The organism is Natronosporangium hydrolyticum, from assembly GCF_016925615.1.
Classification (GTDB): Bacteria; Actinomycetota; Actinomycetes; order Mycobacteriales; family Micromonosporaceae; genus Natronosporangium; species Natronosporangium hydrolyticum.
In genome coordinates this window covers 1,554,158-1,569,022 of record NZ_CP070499.1, presented here as the reverse complement: position 1 = coordinate 1,569,022, position 14,865 = coordinate 1,554,158, and the positions used below count along the sequence as shown (strand labels likewise).

Here is a 14,865-nt window from a genome sequence, read left to right as displayed (position 1 = left end):
CCCGCAAGCTCGCCCGTGAACTGCGGTTTCGTGGTGGAGCGGGTGACGGGAATCGAACCCGCATGACCAGCTTGGAAGGCTGGGGCTCTACCATTGAGCTACACCCGCGCGCTGCCCCTATAGAGTACAAGTAGACTTCAGCGCGGCAACGGGGTGTGGCGCAGCTTGGTAGCGCACTCGCTTTGGGAGCGAGGGGCCGTCGGTTCGAATCCGGCCACCCCGACCAAATCAACGCCCTGACCAGCAACCATGCGGTCAGGGCGTTGACTCTTGTCTAACCGCTGGTTCACCCATCGCGAGATCCTCACCCGCGAGACCGAGGAGACGTTCCTGCCTCCCGGCCTGGGCGGGCTGCTCACCGACGTACTTGACGACGCGGTGCGGACTCCGGTCCCGATCCCGGGTGAACACAGCCCGGCGAGCAGGACCGGGGCGAACGAGTAGGTTGCAGGGTGTGGAGCAGCGCATCAGCATGGTCACGCTTGGGGTCGCCGACGTGGGTCTCGCTCGGCGTTTCTACGAGCGGCTCGGCTGGCGGGGCCAGGAGATCGAGAGCACCGTGTTCTTCCAGGCCGGCGGCATGGCGGTGGTGTTATGGGGGAGAGAGAAGCTTGCCGGCGACGCGGGAGTGGCGGACGGGGAGGTCGACGGTTTCGGCGGAGTGGCCCTGGCACACAACGTCCGGTCGCGGGCCGACGTTGACGCGGTGCTGCAAGAGGCCGCACACGCGGGAGCCGCGATAACCACGACGGCCAGGGAGACCTTCTACGGCGGGTACGCGGGCTACTTCACCGACCTGGACGGCCACGTCTGGGAAGTCGCTTACAACCCCCACCTGCCGATAGCGCCCGATGGCGCCATCACGCTCCCCGACCTCGGTGAGTCCCCGTCCGGTTGACGGGACCGATCCGGCAGCGCCACGGCCGCGATCAGCCGGCGGTCCCCAGGCCGGGGCGGGCGAGCGTCGCGCGGAGCTGGCTGAGCCACTCGGTGCCGAGCTGCCGCCCGTTGGCGTCGTCAGCGGGCAGGTCACATGATGACGCGATCGACCTGGCGCCGGACACCGCCCGCCGGAACTCTGAGGCCTCCATCGCCGCTACATTCCGGCGTCGGCCACAGCTGCTCGCCTGCCGAGGCGAGTAGGGCGGCATCGGCGGGGTCGACCAGGTGGGGTGCTCCGAGCGCCATGGCGGCGTCCAGGAGCGCCAGGCGCGCCGTCGCCAACGGCTCCCTGAGCGCCTCCTCACCGTCCTCGTCAACAGTGAACACCGCTGGACCTGCCGACCGCTTCGCGCTGTCGGTCACCAACCTGTCCAGGACCATGAAGCCGTCGCCGATCGGCGAGCCGGCCGGTCCGGCCCCGGGGACCGCGAGTAGCCCGCTGTTATCGCCGCCCCGGTACAGTGCGCCGTCGGGCTGCTCGTCCAACCAGGATTGCCAGGCCCGGCCGTATGCGTGATCAGCGTCGGGCGCCCGGGCGGCGGCCAGCTTCGCGGCGACCGGTTCGGGGAGTGACCGTGCGCGTTCCAGGACCTCAACCACTGAGTCGCCCGCCGCCGGCGGGAGTCGGGACTGCTGCGTGCGATCGGTGCGGAACGACGCCAAGTGCTCGGCGGAGTACTGATCGAGGCGGCGTTCGTCGGAACGATCGCCACACTGGTCGGCAGTGTATGCGGGGTCGCGGGAGTGGGCGCGCTGCGCTGGGTCGTCGGACTCACCGGGGTCAGCCTGCTCACCGGGCCATCGATCGTGAGCCCGACCTCGATCGCGGTCGCCGCGACCGTCGGTATCGGCGCAACGATCCTCTCGGCATGGATCCCGGCTCGCCGCGCGGCGGCGACACCACCGATCGAGGCGCTGCGCGAGAGCGCGGCGGAACCCCGGGTCGTGAGCCGAGCACGGACTGCGAGCGGACTCGTGCTCGCCGCGGCGGCGATCGCTGGCGGAGCTGTGGCTGTGGTGGGCTCGAACCCAGTGTGGCTCGTGCTCGCTGCTGCCATCGTCCCGGCGCTCGTGCTGGGCGGCCCGGCGATCGTGACAGCTTCAGCACGGGGGAGCTCTCCGGCGGCCCACCGCGCCGCCGGTGTGTGCGGCTCGATCGCAGCGGGCAACCTGGCCGCGAGCCCTCGTCGATCGGCGTCAACGGCGCTCGCGCTCATGCTCGGCACTGCGATGGTGACGATGTTCGCGATCTTCGCGAGTTCACTGACGAGCGGGGTCGGGAGCGACGTCCGTGAAGGGCTGCACGCGGACCTGGTGGTCACGTCGGCGACCCCCGATTTCCCGACGGTCGACCCCACCCTGGCCGGCCGGATCGCAGCGCTGCCCGACGTCGACACGGTAGCTGCGCTGTCGATCGCCGAAGGGATCGTGGCAGGGAAAGCCGAGGCGCTGCGTCGCATCGTGCGGCTCGAGGTGGCACTCCTGTCGTTCGTGGCAGCATCGATCGGTATCGCCGTCGCAGTCGGCTTCGGCTGGGCGCTGATCGACGTCGCCGGTGGCGCAGAGATCCCATCCGTCGTCGTACCCTGGCCCCGCCTCGCAGTGACGCTCGCCGTTGCGGCCGCAGCCGGCATCGTCGCTGCAGCGTGGCCCGCGTTCCGGGTCTCCCGGGTACCCGTGCTCGAGCTGGTGGGCCGGGACCGCTGATGCGCAGGACCTGCGCCTGGACCGGGCGGCCAACTCTGAACCGCCCTCGCCTACCTCGGGTCGGCTGGTTTCGCCGACCCCGCTGTCACCGTGCTGGCCTACCGCCGCGGCGGCTGGGCTTCGCGGCTCACTGTGGTGGGGCAGCGCCGGGCCGCGCGCTCGGCCCGGGCGGAACCCCTATTGCGTGGTCATCATGCCCCTGATCACTCATCAGGTGGCGGCGACAACGGGGGGAGTCGTGTAATCTACGGCCGGACGGCGATCGTTGGACACCGGTGTGAGCGCCGGCCACGGCTCCGGTCGACGATCACAGGACATAGCGGCGAGGCGCGGACGCGGAGAGGTGCGGATATGCGTACGGGAAGAATCGTTCAGTTCGACGAGGCTCGAGGCTTCGGTTTCATCACGCCGGATCAGGGTGGCGAGGATGTCTTCGTCCACGTGAATCTGCTCGGCAACGACCGGTGGCTGCTCGCGCCGGGCGTCGCGGTGGAGTTCGAGTCGACCGAGGGTGAGCGCGGTCCGAAGGCGCTGGCGGTACGCGTGTTGCGCAGCGACACCAACCAGGTCAACGGCGGTGTTGTCCCGTCGGTGGCGCCAGCGGTCAGCCGCCCGGCAACCAGTGGGAATGCCGACGATAGTGACGAGCTGTGCGACGTGCTTCAGGAACAGGCGTTCCTCGGGGAGATCACCGAGGTGCTGCTCACCTCGACACCGGACCTCAGCGCCGGCCAGGTGGTCAAGCTGCGCCGCGAGATCCTCAACCTGGCCCGGCGCCACGGTTGGGTCGAGGACGACTAGTCGTCTCGGGCGACGTCGCGACATAGGACAGGAAACGTGACAAAGCTCCCGGACGAGTCGCGGCAGCCCGACCTTCGCGCCTCTGACCAGGACCGGGAGGCGGTCGCCGACGTGCTACGGGGCGCCGCCTCCGAGGGGCGCCTGGAGCTCGTGGAGTTAGACGACCGGCTCCGCCAGGTCTACGCCGCGCGGACCTACGGTGATCTTGCCGGGTTGACGCGGGACCTCCCCGCCCCGACCGCAGCCACCGAGGATGCGCCGCGGCCGGCCGAGCGGTCGAAACCTCCCCGCTGGGGGTTCGGGATCATGAGCGGTTTCGACCGTCGGGGACGCTGGATCGCGGGCACGTCGTTCCGGTGCCTGGCACTCTGCGGCGGCGGCAAACTTGATCTCCGCGAGGCGATCCTGGAGCGCAACCAGATCACCGTCCGGGCCTTCGCATTGATGGGCGGAGTCAAGGTCATCGTGCCGGACGACGCCGACGTGACGGTCACTGGCGTCGGCCTGATGGGCGGATTCGACCAGCGCGCCAGCGGGCAAGGGCAGCCGGGCGGGCCCCGGATCCACGTCAGCGGAGTCGCGTTCTGGGGCGGGGTGGTGGTCAAGCGTCGGGGCCGACCAGAGCGATCCCCCGAGCCTGACGCCGGCCCGTAGTCATCGGCGCCGGGCCACGAACAAGCCCCGCTGCCCAGGCGCTGAGTCCGCATACGATGGGGTAAATCCGGCCCGTTCGAACGCCTGCTCGTACTCCCGCTGGCTGAACAGCGTGATCAGGGTGGACTCGTGGACGTGCCGCACCCCGTGCTCCGGGTCGGCCACCAAGTAGTGAACCTCCATCCGGGTGGCGTTGCCCGCTACCGACGAGTGAGAGACCCGGGCGACGGTACGGTGGTCGGTTCGCACCACGTCCGCGGCCACGTAACCGGGCAGGAATGTCTCCGGGAACCACCACGGGTCGACCACCGCGACCCCGCCCGAGGTGGTGTGCCGGCCGAAGCAATCGATCGCCGCCTGCAACTCGGCGACCGAACGCATATGGCCGATTGAGCTGAACATGCAGGTCACCACATCGAACTTGCGATTAAGGGTGAAGTCGCGCATATCCGCCTGGTGCAGCGGCACACCAGGCAACAGCGCCTTCGCGGTGGCGAGCATATCCTCGGACAGGTCCACCCCCGCCACCTCGGCGAACTCGTCGGCGAAGTAACGCAGGTGGTGACCCGTCCCGCAGGCGATATCGAGCAGCGAATGCGCGGCCGGCGCCGCCTGCCGCGCCAACGCCACGACCCGGGCCGATTCGGCCGCGTAGTCCTTACCGCGCCCTTGATGCACCAGGTCGTACAGTTCGGCATCCTCGGCTTCGTACATGTCCTCGCTCCGGCTCGGTGGGCGGTCGGGGTCAGTCGGCTACGACCCCATCGGTCGCGTCGCTTACCGGCTTGGCCAGCCAGTCCGCGATGGTCTCGGCGGTGGCGGCGCTCTGTTCGTCCAGGATGCTGAAGTGATTTGCCGACACCATCCGCGCGGTGTGCGGGAAGGGCCACCGGGCCGCCGCCACTTCGGTGCCGGCGACCGGCTCCGCACAACCGACGTAGAGCACCGGGGCGGAGGTGGCGTCGAGTTCGAACTCCGGCAGCAGGTCGACGTACCAGGCCATCGCCGACAGTTGGGCGGCGTCGAACTGCCCGTACGCCGGCTCCAGCTCCAGCAGTCCGCGCACCAGCTCCGGCATGGCCGCTCCGTTGCCCCCGTCGCCGTCGCCCTCAGCCACCGCCGACCCCACCGGATAGGTGTCGAGAAGCACCACACCCACCGGGGCGACCCCCGCTCGTTCCAGGTGACCGGCGGTCGCCTGGGCCAGGATGCCGCCCGCCGAGTAGCCGAGCAGGACGAACGGCTCCCCCGCCGCGGTCTCGCGCACCGCGGCCGCGAGCAGCTCCACGACCACCTCCGCGGAGCTGGGCAGCCGCTCTCCCCGTTGGAAACCGGGCACCGGCAGGGAAACCACCTCCCGCACGCCCCGGAAGTGGGTCGCGAGCTTGGCGTACTGGTACTCGTTGCCCATCCCCATCGGGGTGGCGAGACAGATCAGCCGCGGCATGGCCGAGCCGCTGGCGAGGCGGAGCGGCGCGAGCTCCCGGCCGCTGGACTCCCCACTGGTGAAGGTGGGGCGCAGCCGGGCGGCGGCGCCGAGCAGGTCCAAACCTTCGTCGAGCTTGCCGGCGAACACCGCCTCGCGGAACAGGTCTCGCAGCCCTGCCTCGGGCTGCTGACGCGGCGCCGTGGCCGACGGGTGAGTCCCCGGGTCGGCCGACGCCAGCTGGTCCAGGACGAAGCGGGCCAGCTCAGCAGGCGTACGGTGATCGAACGCCACGTTGTTCCCGAGCGACAAGCCGGTGACCGCGCCCAGATTCTCACTCAGCTCCACGGCGGTCAGCGAGGTGAAGCCCAGCTCCAGGAAGTGCCGGTGCGGATCGACCGCGTCTCCGCCCGGGTAGCCGAGCAGCGTCGCGATCTGCTCCCGGACCACCCCACGCACCATCCGTTCCCGGTCGCCGGGCGACATCGGCGCCAATCGTGGCCACAGCGTCGTCCCCTCGGAGGCCGAGTCGGTGACGGCACGTGGCCGCGGCACCCGCGCGGCACTGGTCGCCGGCGAGGGTAGGTCACCAGCCTCCGGCACTGCCGGTTCGGCGGCGCCGAACCGGATCTGCTCCACAGCGGCCACCGGTGATCCGGCCGGATCCCACATCGTCACCGCGGCCTGCGACGCTTCGGTCGGTTGGATCCGGACCCGCAGTACCGACGCCCCGACCGCGTAGAGCTCGACCCCGGACCACGCGGTCGGAGTTCCCGGCGGGCGGTCATCGCCCAGCGCCGCGAGTTGCTGCCAACCAGCCGCCAGCAGCATCGGGTGCAGCCCATACCCAGCCGCGTCCGCAGCCGGGCCGTCGGGCAGTGCGAGTTCCAGGTAGAGCTCGGCGCCGGAGCGCCAGGCCGCCTGCACCAGGTCCACTTCGTCCGGGCTGGCCGCCGCGGTACGCAGCAGTCCGAGGTCGAGCGGCGTGGCCCCGGCCGGCGGCCACTCGACCAGAGTCTCCGCAGCACCGATCGCCGGGCGCAGCACACCGGTGGCGCGACGGCGCCAGCCGGCCTCGCCCTCCTCCTCCGACCGGGCGAACACCGCCACCTCACGCGCCCCAGACTGGTCCGGGGAGGCCGCCACCACCTGCAGCACCACTGCCGCCTCGGCGGGCGACGGCAACGGATCCACCACCGTCAGCTCCGCGACCCGGCCGCAGCCGACCAGATCTCCGGCGTGCAGCGCCAGCTCCACCAGGACGGCTCGCAGCAGCAGGCTCCGCTCGCCGCCGGCCGCTGCGGCGAGCCACGGTTGGCGCTCCCGCGACAGCCGCCCCGTCAGGACCACCGTGTCGGTTCCGGCCACCGGCACCGACGCGCCGAGCAGCGGATGGCCGACCTCGGTGAGACCGGCGGCGGTCAGTTCGTCGACTGCGAGCGCGTCCATCGCCACCCAGTAGCGGCGGCGGGCGAACGCGTACGGTGGCAACGGCACTGAACGGGCTCCATGACCGGCATAGAGCGCGCCCCAGTCCGGTGTGGCGCCGCTGACCGCCAGCTGCGCCAGCGCGGTCAACGCCGCGACCGGTTCGGGGGCACCCGCCGGGGTCGCCGCGACGACGGTCACCGGGTCCGACGCGTCCGCTGTGGTGGTGCGGATCGCGTCGGCGAGGTGGTCACCGCCGGCGAGCACAAGGTACCGGTGAACCCCCTGGGCGGCCAGGTATTCGATGTCGTCGACAAACCCGACCCTGGCCGGGAGGTATCGCTCCCAGTATTCCGGGTCGGCGAAGTCGTCGGTGGCGACTGGCTCACCATCCAGGTGAGCCACCACCGGAATGGTCGGGGTACCCAGGCTCAGCCGCTCGGTCAGGTCGGCGATGTCGTCCAGGAGCTCTGTCACCAGCACCGAATGGAACGCGCGGCGAACCCGCAGCCGTTGGGTCGCCCGACCCTGTCCGGCCCACTGCTCGGCCAACGCCAGGACCTCGGCTTCGGGACCGGTCAACACCACCTGGTCGGGGGCGTCAACGGCACCGATCGTCACCTCGTCGGACAGCGTCGGCGCCAGCTCCGATTCGCTCGCCGCCACTCGCACCATCGCCCCCGTGCCGGGCAGGTCCTGCATCAGTTCGCCGTACCCAGCCACCAGCCGCACCGCGTCGGCCAGCGGCAAGGCTCCCGCGACGTGCAGCGCCGCGACCTGGCCGATCGAGTGTCCCACCACATAGTCTGGTCGCAGGCCCCACGACTCCAGCAGCCGGTACTGCGCCACCCCGACCGCGAACAGCGCCGCCTGCGTGAACGTAGTCTGGTCGAGCAGGTTCGCGGCGAGGCTGTCGGCGGGCGCGAACACCACCTCCCGCAGCGATCGGTCGAGGTAACGGTCGAACCTCGCCGCCACCGCGTCGAACGCCTCCGCGAAGGCCGGGAACGCCTCGTACAGCTCGCTGCCCATCGCCGGGCGCTGCGATCCCTCACCGGCGAAGACGAACGCGGTACGCCCTGGCACGGCCACACCGCGCGCCACCGCTGGATCGGGGCGGTCCGCCGCGAGTGCCCGAAGCCCACCCAACAGCGACGCGTGGTCGCGCCCGATCAACACTGCCTGGTGGTCGAAGGGCGTGCGGGAACACAACGAGAACCCGACATCCACCAGTCTCAGCTGCGGATCTTCGGCCAGGTGTGCCAGCAGCCGCTCCGCCTGCAACGGCAGCGCCTCCGGTGTCCGCGCGGAGAGCAGCCACGGTAGCGGTGGTGCGGTGTCGGTCGTCGCCGCGACGACCTGGCTGGGCTCGGTCGGCGGCGATGCCGGCGACGCCGCGTCGGCTACCGCCTGCTCCAGAATGACGTGGACATTGGTGCCGCTGAGGCCGAACGAGGAGACGCCGGCCCGGCGGGGCCGATCTCTAGCCGGCCACGAGATCTGTTCCCGCAACAGCGACACCCCGGCGCCCGCCCACTGGACCTGGTCGGTCGGCTCATCGATGTGCAAGGTCGCCGGCAGCACCCCGTGCTGGAGCGCCTGCACCATCTTGATCACGCTGGCGACTCCGGCGGCCGCCTGAGTATGGCCGATGTTCGACTTCACCGACCCGAGCCACAACGGCTGGTCTGGCGGGCGGTCCGCGCCGTAGGTCGCGGCGAGCGCCTGTACCTCGATCGAGTCGCCGAGCGGGGTACCCGCGCCAAAGCCTTCCACTACGTCCACATCGGATGTGGTCAGGCCAGCGGCGGCGAGCGCGTGCCGGAGCACCCGTTCTTGCGCGGGACGGTTCGGGGCGGTAATGCCGTTCGAGGCCCCGTCGGAGTTGACCGCGCTGCCGCGGATCACCGCCAGGACGGTGTGGCCACGCTGTCGCGCCGCGGACAGCGGCTCCACCAGGAGCACACCCACACCCTCGGCCCACCCGATTCCGTCGGCCCCGGCCGCGTAGGCCTTGCAGCGGCCATCGCTGGCCAGCCCGCCTTGATTGTCGAAGTCGACGAACGGGCTCGGGGTGGCGATCACCGTCACGCCGCCGACCAGCGCCATCGTGCAATCGCCACGTTGCAGCGACTGGATCGCCCAGTGCAGCGCCACCAGCGACGACGAACAGGCGGTGTCGACCGAGACCGCCGGGCCCTGCAGACCCATCGCGTACGCGACGCGGCCGGAGACGATGCTCTGCGACACCCCAACCCCGCGGAACCCGGCGGCCTGCCCGAGCGTGCCGAACATCCCCGGGTCGTAGTCGCCGGCCATCACCCCGGCGAAGACCCCGGTCTGGGTACCGTGCAGTGACCGCGGATCGATACCTGCCCGCTCAATCGCCTCCCACGACGCCTCCAGCAGCAACCGCTGCTGGGGATCCATCACCACCGCCTCGTTCGGGCTGATGCCGAAGAAGCCGGCGTCGAAGTCCGTGGCGTTGCTGACGAAGCCTCCCTGCCGGGAGCCGCTGCCCGAGTCCAGACTGAACCAGCCGGTGAGGTCCCAACCGCGGTCGTCCGGGAACGGCGAGATGCCGTCACCGCGGTCGAGCAGCAGCCGCCACAGCTCTGCTGGCGAGTCGACCCCACCGGGGTAACGACAGCTCATTCCGACGATCGCGATCGGCTCGTCGGATACCACCCCGGCGACCGGCACGGCCGGTTCAGGCGGTGGCTCGACCCCATCAACGAGTTCTTCCTGCAGGTGGGCGACGACCGCCATCGGCGTGGGATTGTCGAAGACCAGGGTGGGTGACAGCTGCAGACCGGTCACGGTGGCGAGGTTGTTCCGCAGCTCCACCGCGGTGAGCGAGTCGAAGCCGAGGTCCTGAAAGGCGCGGTCCAGCTCCACCGGAGCGCCGCGGTCACGCCCCAGCACCGCCGCGATCTGATGTCGCACCAGCTCCTGCAGCGAGGCTTGCTGTTCCTCCGGGGCCATCGCTGCGAGCTGGGCGGCGTATGTGGCGGTCGCCGGCGCGGACGCGGCGGTCGCCGCAGCGAGCGGCGCCAGCGTCCGCAGCACCGCCGGAAGTTCGGCCGCCCGTTGCCGCAGCACCGCCAGGTCCAACGGGCTCGGCACCAGCACTGGGTCGGTCGCCGCCCCCGCCCACACCGCGTCGAACAACGCCAGCCCCTGCTCCGCGGTGAGCGGAACGAACCCGCTGCCGGCGATCCGGGCCAGCTCAGCGTCGGAGCGCCCACCCGCCATGCCGGCGTCGATCGCCCACATCCCCCACGCGAGCGAAGCCGCCGGTGCTCCGGCGGCGCGGCGCTGCTGAGCGAGCGCGTCCAGCGCCGCGTTGGCGGCGGCATAGTTCGCTTGCCCAGCGGCGCCAAGTATTCCGGACAGCGAGGAGAAGAGCAGGAACCGGCTGATCGGCTGGTCAGCGCAGAGGTCGTGGAGGTGCAGCGCGCCGTCCACCTTCGCCCGCAACACCGATTCCATCCGGGCCTGGTCCAGATCGCTGAACATCGCGTCGTCGAGCACCCCCGCGGTGTGGACCACCGCGCCGATCTCCCGGTCCGCGAGCAGCTCCGTTACCGCCGCCCGGTCAGCTAGGTCGCAGGCGACCAGCTCCACCTCCGCGCCTTCGCCCCGCAGTCCGGCCACGAACTGCTCCGCGTCGGGCACCGCCGGGCCACTCCGGCTCAGCAGCAGCAGCCGACGCACCCCGTGCCGGCTCACGAGGGCCTGGGTGATCAGCCGTCCAATCCCGCCGGTAGCGCCGGTGACCAGCACCGTACCGTCGGGCGGTGGCGCCGCCGCTGGCGGCGGCGTGGTGGTCGCTCGCTGCAACCGGGGCACCCGCGCGGCGCCGTCGCGCACCATCAGCTGCGGCTCGCCGAGGCCGAGCAGCTTCGGGATCAGCGCGAGAGCGTCGCGGGCCGCCGCTGGCTCGGGGTCGACGTCGAGCAGAACTATCCGGTCGGGGTGTTCGATCTGGGCTGCCCGCAGCAGTCCCCACACCGCCGCACCCGCCAGATCGACCGGCTCGTCCGCCACCCCCCCGGTCGCGGTGCTGGTCACCACGACCAGTGTGGCGGCGCGGGTACGCGGATCGGCCAGCCAAGCGTGAGCCGCATCGACCACCTGCTTGGTCAGGCTCCGGATCCGCCCGGCCGGGTCAGCGCCCGCCGCCGCTGCGTCGCACCGTAGTACCGCGACATCGGGAAGGTCGGAGACCTCGGCGAGGCTTCCCGGATCCGGCGCCTCCCCGACGCTGACCGCACGCGGCTCCGGCAGCGCCACCGGCACCCACTCCAACCGGAACAGCGAGTCCCGGGCCACCGGCGATCCGTGTGGCTCCCGGAACGGGCGGAACAGGAGCGACGAAACCGACCCCACCGGACGACCAACGGTGTCGAGGAGAGTGACTCCGAGCTGCCCTGGCCCCAGCATCCGGACCCGGGCCCGGGCAGCGGTCACCCCGGCCGCGGCAAGTTCAACGCCGTGCCACTCGAACGGCAACCGTGGCCCCACCGGATCATCGGCCCGGTCGCCGGCGCCCCCGAGCAGAGACGCCCCGTGCAGTGCCGCGTCCAGCAACGCCGGATGCAACCGGTAGCGTTCGGCTTCGGCCCGCTCCTGCTCCGGCAGGCTGAGTTCCAGGTAGAGCTCCTCCCCCGCTTGCCAGGCCATCCGCAGCCCCTGGAAAACCGGCCCGTACCGCATCCCAGCCGCGGCGAAATCCGCGTACACCTGGTCGATCGGGAGCTGCTCCGCTCCCGGTGGTGGCCAGTGACCGACCTCGGCGCCCGGGCTATCCACCCCACCGGGGACCAGCCGCCCGGTGGCATGCCTGACCCACTCACTCTCCGCGCCCTCCAGCCGAGAGTGAATCTGGACCGACCGAGCCCCGTCGGGCTGCGGCGCGTCCAACACCAGTTGCATCGCGACCCCGTGATCGGCTGGCAACCGCAACGGTTCGTGCAGGGTCAACGAGTCGATCCGGCCGCAGCCCAGCCGTTGACCGGCGCTGAGCGCCAGTTCGACGAAGCCCGTCCCGGGGAACAGCACCCCACCGCCGACCAGGTGGTCGGCGAGCCATGGCTGGGTGGCAAGCGACAGCCGCCCGGTCAGCACCATGCCATCTGAATCGGCGAGCATCAATGCGGCGCCGAGCAGTGGATGCTCTCCGGCGGCCAGTCCCATGGAGGCGGGGTCACCACTGACCGTGGAAGCGGTCATCCAGAACCGTTCCCGCTGGAAAGCGTAGGTCGGCAGGGACACCGGAGCCACGTCACCGGACCCGACGACAGCTGCCCAATCCGGCGTGATCCCCCGCAGATGCAGCCGCGTCAACGCCGCCACCAGCTCCGCCGCCTCGGGCCGTCGGCGCCGCTGGCAGGCGACCGTCACCTCCGGGTCGGTGGCGGTGAGCGCGGCGTCCGGCCCGACCTCGAGCAGCGTAGTCACACCGGAGCCCACCAGCTGCTGCACTGCTTCGTAATAGCGCACCGGCCGTCGAATCTGCTCCACCCAGTACTCGGGGGTCGCGAACCGGGCCGGATCCACCGGCTCACCGGTCACGGTGGAAATGACCGGCAGCCGCGGCGGATGGTAGGAGATCCCCTCCGCGACCGCCCGGAACTGCTCCAGCATCGGCTCCATCAGCGGCGAATGGAACGCATGCGACACCCGCAACCGGATGGTCGGCCGGCCCGACTGTTCAAACGCCTCCGCGCATGCCAGCACCGCGGCTTCGTCACCCGAGAGCACCACCGATCTCGGTCCGTTCACCGCCGCGATCGCGACCTGGCCGGAACTCGGCAGCTGCGCCACCACTTCAGCCTCGCCAGCGGCCACCACCACCATCGCCCCGCCGGGCGGTAGCGCCTGCATCAACCGGCCACGCGCGGCGACCAGCGCGGCGGCGTCGGCGAGACTGAACACGCCGGCCACGTACGCCGCCGCCAGCTCTCCAATCGAGTGGCCGGCAACCGCGTCCGGCCGCAGCCGCCACGACTCCAACAACCGGAACAGCGCCACCTCCACCGCGAACAACGCCGGCTGCGCGTACTCGGTGGTGTCGAGAAGCGCCGCGTCCACGGACTCCGGGTCAGCGTGCATCACCTCCCGCAAGGGCCTGTCCAGCAGCGGGTCCAGCACCGCGCAGACCTCGTCCAGGGCCTCGGCGAAGGCCGGGTAGGCGGCACCCAGTTCACGGCCCATCCCCACCCGCTGCGCGCCCTGGCCGGTGAAGACAAACCCCAACCGCCCCGCGAGCCGGGCCACCGACTGCTGGACAGTGCTCGGCTCACCACCGGTTGCGACATCCCGCAACGACGCGATCAGCTCAGCTCGATCGGCAACGGTGAACACCGCCCGGTGCTCGAAGTGGGACCGGTGCGCCGCCAACGTCACCGCCACGTCGGTCGGGTCCAGCTGCGGAGCCGCGACCAAGGCGTCCGCCAGCCGGCCGGCCTGCGCCCGCAACGCCGACCGGGTCCGCGCCGACAGGAGCCACGGCACCGCCACCGATGGCGCTGCCCCCGACGCGGTCGCCGTGGGCTCCGGCGCCTGTTCCAGAATGACGTGAGCGTTCGAACCACTCAACCCGAACGACGACACGCCCGCCCGCCGGCGCCGGCCGGTCGCCGGCCAGGTCCGGCGCTCGGTCAGCAGCTGGACCGTACCGGCCGACCAGTCGACATGCGGCGACGGTTCGGTGACGTGCAACGTCTTCGGCAGGACGCCGTGGCGGAGCGCCAGGACCATCTTGATGACCCCGGCCACGCCGGCTGCTGCCTGGGTGTGACCAAGGTTCGATTTGACCGACCCCAACCACAGTGGCTGGTCGGCGGGCCGCTCGCGACCATAGGTGGCCAGCAGCGCCTGGGCCTCGATCGGATCCCCGAGCTCGGTGGCGGTGCCGTGCGCCTCGACCGCGTCGATCTGATCTCCGGAGAGCTGCGCGTTGGCCAACGCTTGCCGGATCAACCGCTGCTGCGCCGGACCGTTGGGGGCGGTGAGTCCATTGCTCGCCCCGTCCGAGTTGGTGGCGCTACCGCGCATCACTGCGAGGATGGGATGACCCTGCCGCACCGCGTCCGACAACCGCTCCAACACCAGCACCCCGACACCCTCGGACCAACCGGGGCCGTCGGCGTCGGCCGAGAACGAGTGACAGCGTCCATCCCGCGACTGCGTATCCTCCCGGTTGAACTCCACGAAGGTACGAGGGCTGGACATCACCGACACCCCGCCAGTAACCGCCAGTTCACACTCGCCGCGTCGTAGCGACTGCGCCGCCAGGTGCATCGTTACCAGCGATGACGAGCAGGCGGTGTCGACCGTGACGGTCGGCCCTTCAAAACCGAAGTGGTAGGCGATCCGGCCGGAGAGAATCGCGGAGGAACCGTAACTGCCAGGGTAGTTGTGATACATGACTCCAGCGAAGACACCGGTGGCGCTGCCCTTGATCGTCTCCGGCGGAATCCCGGCTCTCTCCAACGCTTCCCAGGTCGTCTCCAGCAGCAGCCGCTGCTGTGGATCCATCCACAGCGCGTCGCGGGGAGCGATGCCGAAGAAGTCGGCGTCGAAATCGGCGGCATCGTGCAGAAAACCCGCCTCCCGCACATATGTCGTATCGGGACGGCTGTTGTCTGGATCGTAGAGACGGGCCAGGTCCCAACCCCGGTCCGTGGGGAATGGCCCTGCCGTGTCGACCTCGTCGGTTACCAGCTCCCACAGCTGTTCAGGAGTCGCTACCCCGCCCGGGAAGCGACACGCCATACCCACGATAGCTATCGGTTCGCGGGCACTGGCCGCCAGTTTCTGGTTCTGCTCACGGAGGCGTTCGGTCTCCTTGAGTGACGCGCGGAGAGCGTCCACCAACGTCGGATTGGAACTGTCCATGT

General features: G+C 70.8%; 7 protein-coding genes, 2 tRNA genes and 1 pseudogene. 6 read left to right on the top strand and 4 right to left on the bottom strand.

Annotated features, from left to right (window positions below; genetic code table 11):
- Positions 1–34 precede the first annotated feature (34 nt).
- Positions 35–108: transfer RNA gene (locus tag JQS43_RS07005), tRNA-Gly, on the bottom strand.
- A 41-nt stretch (positions 109–149) separates the two neighbouring features.
- On the opposite strand from JQS43_RS07005, the gene JQS43_RS07000 reads away from it, so the two are divergent.
- The 3 genes from JQS43_RS07000 to JQS43_RS06990 all read left to right on the top strand — a co-directional run bounded on the left by JQS43_RS07000 (position 150) and on the right by JQS43_RS06990 (position 898).
- Positions 150–226 (top strand) — tRNA-Pro (locus JQS43_RS07000).
- 44 nt (positions 227–270) lie between these two features.
- Positions 271–444, top strand: a complete 174-nt coding sequence (locus tag JQS43_RS06995; RefSeq protein ID WP_239678243.1) for a hypothetical protein — start codon at positions 271–273, stop codon at positions 442–444.
- Between the two features lie 10 nt (positions 445–454).
- Entirely contained in the window at positions 455–898 is a 444-nt protein-coding gene (locus JQS43_RS06990; RefSeq protein ID WP_239678242.1) for a VOC family protein, read from the top strand.
- Between the two features lie 131 nt (positions 899–1,029).
- On the opposite strand, the gene JQS43_RS06985 is transcribed toward JQS43_RS06990, so the two are convergent.
- Positions 1,030–1,542: a hypothetical protein gene (locus JQS43_RS06985; RefSeq protein WP_239678241.1), complete on the bottom strand. Its 513-nt coding sequence runs from the start codon at positions 1,540–1,542 to the stop codon at positions 1,030–1,032.
- Between the two features lie 18 nt (positions 1,543–1,560).
- On the opposite strand from JQS43_RS06985, the pseudogene JQS43_RS06980 reads away from it, so the two are divergent.
- The 3 genes and pseudogenes from JQS43_RS06980 to JQS43_RS06970 all read left to right on the top strand — a co-directional run.
- Positions 1,561–2,649 (top strand): annotated as a pseudogene (locus JQS43_RS06980) (FtsX-like permease family protein); the annotation flags it as partial.
- Between the two features lie 351 nt (positions 2,650–3,000).
- The gene (locus JQS43_RS06975; RefSeq protein WP_239678239.1) at positions 3,001–3,450 is read left to right on the top strand and encodes a cold-shock protein; all 450 of its coding nucleotides are present in this window, start codon (positions 3,001–3,003) and stop codon (positions 3,448–3,450) included.
- A 36-nt stretch (positions 3,451–3,486) separates the two neighbouring features.
- Positions 3,487–4,104 (top strand): DUF1707 SHOCT-like domain-containing protein, encoded by a 618-nt coding sequence (locus tag JQS43_RS06970; protein ID WP_239678238.1) that lies wholly within the window; start codon positions 3,487–3,489, stop codon positions 4,102–4,104.
- On the opposite strand, the gene JQS43_RS06965 is transcribed toward JQS43_RS06970, so the two are convergent.
- Positions 4,105–4,818: a class I SAM-dependent methyltransferase gene (locus tag JQS43_RS06965; protein WP_239678237.1), complete on the bottom strand. Its 714-nt coding sequence runs from the start codon at positions 4,816–4,818 to the stop codon at positions 4,105–4,107.
- Between the two features lie 31 nt (positions 4,819–4,849).
- A complete protein-coding gene (locus tag JQS43_RS06960) occupies positions 4,850–14,863 on the bottom strand; it encodes a type I polyketide synthase (RefSeq protein ID WP_239678236.1) in 10,014 nt (3,337 codons plus the stop codon).
- Between the last annotated feature and the right edge of the window lie 2 nt (positions 14,864–14,865).

Bases quoted from the DNA above. Each gene is read 5' to 3' on its own strand.
- JQS43_RS06975 (WP_239678239.1), top strand. From the start codon at position 3,001: ATGCGTACGGGAAGAATCGTTCAGTTCGACGAGGCTCGAGGCTTCGGT.
- JQS43_RS06960 (WP_239678236.1), bottom strand. From the start codon at position 14,863: ATGGACAGTTCCAATCCGACGTTGGTGGACGCTCTCCGCGCGTCACTC.
- JQS43_RS06965 (WP_239678237.1), bottom strand. From the start codon at position 4,818: ATGTACGAAGCCGAGGATGCCGAACTGTACGACCTGGTGCATCAAGGG.